This window comes from Escherichia sp. MOD1-EC5950 (assembly GCF_002965345.1).
GTDB classification, from domain to species: domain Bacteria; phylum Pseudomonadota; class Gammaproteobacteria; order Enterobacterales; family Enterobacteriaceae; genus Escherichia; species Escherichia marmotae.
Genome location: NZ_PTSR01000068.1, coordinates 1 through 3,212, shown reverse-complemented (window position 1 = coordinate 3,212; position 3,212 = coordinate 1). Strand labels below are relative to the sequence as shown.

The following is a 3,212-nucleotide window of genomic DNA, read 5'->3' as shown; positions in this document are numbered from 1 at the left end:
TCGCATATCGGTGATACCGGCAACCAGCCAGATACGCGAACCGGCAGGGAGAGATATCATCAGTGGCTGCTCCCTTTCATTTCGCGGATAAGTGTCTGTAATAACGCCGGTGTCAGTTCACCTTTCAGCCTGAGAGTTCCGGCCGGCAGAACCAGCTCGCAGCACAGACTGTCTGGCAGTGTATTTATCTGTTCAGGTATCTGCACTGGTGCCGGGATTTTATTATCCGGCTCCGGCGTTAACGTCACGGGAAGTAGCGATGTTTCATGTTCGCCGGGCGGCTGCAGGCCGCCGTTACGCCAGAGATGCCGCCAGTTAAAGAGCAGGTTATCGTTGATTCCGTTCTCGCGAGCTATTTGTGCGACACAGGCACCGGGTAAAAAAGTTTGCTGAACAAGCCTCCATTTAAACTCCGGTGAAAATCGGTTCCGGCGGATTTTCTCTGTTTTCACAGGCTGAGTCACTGTCGGGGCTGAAGGGTATCGCCCAGGGAAAAGAGCCCGGGCCAGTTGCATGCAGGAATATTCACCGGAAAGAGGCCAGTCAGCGAATATCTGGTGAAATCGCCTCACCAGAGAAAAAATGGCGGTTTTGCTGACACCAGTCTGCGCAGAAATGCGCGGGTACGACAGTGACTCGTCAAATCTCAGCTGTAGCACACGCAGGATCAATTCCGGATTATCTGCCAGTACCGCCTTTCGTGCATTCATCTTAAATGTCCTTTTACTGCGAAAATGGACATTAGTATCGGAAACAGGAAAGGGAGGCGAAAGACGGTTTAAATGATGCGCTTACCTCTCAACAGCGCCATACGAGGAAGATACTTCCTCAGCTCTGGATACACTGCGGTGTCCATACAGGATCCACAAAACCCCCGACAAGAAAAATGCGGCTTCACCTTATTTGCCGGCAATTGATGAGTCGTGAAGGATCAGATCGCAGACTGATGAATGAGGAAAAATTTGTCCTCAGGAAGAGGAACACCCCGGGTAACCGTTGTGAGAATGCGTCAGATGCGCCCGGACAGTATTCCCGGTTCAACAACTGGTGCAGGGAGTATAATCAGGAGAGAACACATTCACCTTAAAATGACATGGCCCCGGCTGAATTTATCCGGAACCTGCAAAAAGACGAAATCCTCTGGTTTAGTGCTGTGCTAAATTTGGGGCAGAGTCACCGCCAGTACCGGGGTTCGGGGTTTTACTGATTTATCACATACAGCAAAATCATGTCGTCTTCCATCGTGCTGAAACAGCATAAAATCAGATAATTACAGGTATTCACAGGTTGACATGATATTTGCGACATTATAATAATCCCCAATATTTATTCGTATTGCTGTCTTAATACCATATGCAATATAAAACAGGTATTTTTTCGGTTAAATCGTGAGGCACAAATGGTAGGAAAAGTACTTTTTAATGGGCGTATTCATTCCCCACGTTTACCTCAACGCACACAAAACTCTGGTGAAACTGGCCATCTGAGGAACAGAATAATAAGGATAAGAAAAGGTATACAGAATATTTTTCACCGGCCAGGTGCCATTAACCCTCAGGAGAAAACTGTTGACGCACCAAGAAAAGAAGAACGTTCTGTAAATCAGCACGCAAGTGCAAAGCAGCAACATGAATATGCCATACAACCCTCCGGGGTTTCTGACATATCACGAAGCATTAAAGAGAATTATTCTTCCGGACGAGGAGATCTTTTGTATGGTCTTTGTCGGGAAAGGAACAAGATAATACGTCAGATATATCCTGACGGGATTAAAGATGCGAGTATTCAATGTATTGACAGTATAAATTCTGTGAAAAATGACTGCGCCAGAAGCATAGTGTATTCAAAAGGTTCAGTCAGGGATGAGTACACTGCTTTCCGTGAGCAGCATAATTCCTTTGAAGACGTTGATGCATATGTCCATACCATGCTTCAACAGGACGCTATCGGTAAAAAAGACCCGAAGTACAATGTCAGAGAAAGATTTGAAGATTTTTATAAGTTGAGAAAAAAATAATTAATGAAAGAGGAAAAATTGATGATGATTTGCGACCTCAACTTTATGAAGAGCTTTACAACATATTTAAAAGAGGTTGTAAGGCCGGAATTATGTCTGCCACACTTGACAGTAGTAAGCATCATATACATTTTTCGCTGGATGGCATTGATATGAACAGTGTTATTACTAAAAATAACGCTTATACAGAGTCAGGCCTGCCTTCTATTACTGGCTCAGAGTTACGCTGTGCCTACAGATTAAGAGATCAGTTAAAAGATAAATTGCATTTTTATGAAAACGGACTTGAGGTGTCTGCTCCCTGGGAGAAAAACCCGGAACTATGGCGAAAATATATTCCGAAGGGGGCTCAAAAAAAAGATCCTCCAGGCATGTAACGGATAAGGGAGACCGCACGGGTAACTCACCTGCGGGCCGGCTCCCCTCCCCCCCCGACACTATCTCATTCTCCCGCTGGCGCAGACGCTGTCACGCTCACGCTTGCCTGCAGCAACAACGGCAATAATTAACATATTGTCAATGACCTGATAAGCCAGACGAAAGCCCGGTGCACGCAGTTTAATTCTGCAGCAGTCCTTCAGCCCACGTAAGCGGCTCGCCAGAACCGTATTGATATTTACTGAGAGCTCAGATCAACTTTCCAGGGCAACAGATCGCGTACCCGGTTTGCCGGCCAGTCCTGGATATGTTCAATGACGTAACGCAGCCACTTTTCTGGCTCCACATTGTTCAGACGGCATGTGCCGATCAGCGAGTACAACACCGCCGCATGTTCACCACCGCTGTCGGAACCCGCGAACAGCCAGTTTTTCCGGCCTACGGCCACTCCCCGTAAGGCGTTCTCTGCGATGTTGTTGTCGATTTCCACCCAGCCATTACTGCAGTACACGTTCAGGCCATCCCACTGTTTCAGCAGGTATGCGAACGCTTTTGCCGTATCTGAGTGACGCGACAGTGTTTTCATCTGTTGCTGTATCCAGTCATACAGTGACTGCATCAGTGGCGCGGCTCTGGCTTTTCTTGCCACCAGACGCTGTTCTGCTGAACAGCCCCGGACCTCTGCCTCGATGGCATACAGTTCACCGATACGCTGCAGGGCTTCCGTGGTGATGTCGGTTGGCACTCTTGCATGCACATCGTGGATTTTTCTCCGGGCATGAGCCATACACGCGGCTTCCGTTATTCTGCCGGATTC

At 47.6% G+C, this 3,212-nt stretch carries 4 protein-coding genes and 1 pseudogene; 2 read left to right on the top strand and 3 right to left on the bottom strand.

All coding sequences use genetic code 11. The annotated features are described in order from the left end of the window. Positions 1–59: 59 nt before the first annotated feature. Positions 60–710: an IS66-like element accessory protein TnpA gene (tnpA, locus tag BEA93_RS24015; RefSeq protein ID WP_105225214.1), complete on the bottom strand. Its 651-nt coding sequence runs from the start codon at positions 708–710 to the stop codon at positions 60–62. Between the two features lie 689 nt (positions 711–1,399). On the opposite strand from tnpA, the gene BEA93_RS25940 reads away from it, so the two are divergent. Next, entirely contained in the window at positions 1,400–2,017 is a 618-nt protein-coding gene (locus tag BEA93_RS25940; protein ID WP_236942091.1) for a hypothetical protein, read from the top strand. A gap of 92 nt (positions 2,018–2,109) precedes the next feature. Then, on the top strand, positions 2,110–2,394 hold the full coding sequence (locus tag BEA93_RS25935; protein WP_236942092.1) for a hypothetical protein: 285 nt from the start codon (positions 2,110–2,112) through the stop codon (positions 2,392–2,394). Positions 2,395–2,454: 60 nt separating this feature from the next. Here the strand turns inward: BEA93_RS25935 and BEA93_RS25930 are convergent. Both BEA93_RS25930 and tnpC read right to left on the bottom strand, forming a co-directional pair. Further along, positions 2,455–2,616, bottom strand: a pseudogene (locus BEA93_RS25930) (type II toxin-antitoxin system RelE family toxin); the annotation flags it as partial. 17 nt (positions 2,617–2,633) lie between these two features. After that, positions 2,634–3,212: IS66 family transposase (gene tnpC / locus BEA93_RS24000; protein ID WP_123058258.1), on the bottom strand; the 579-nt coding region annotated here is incomplete at its 5' end.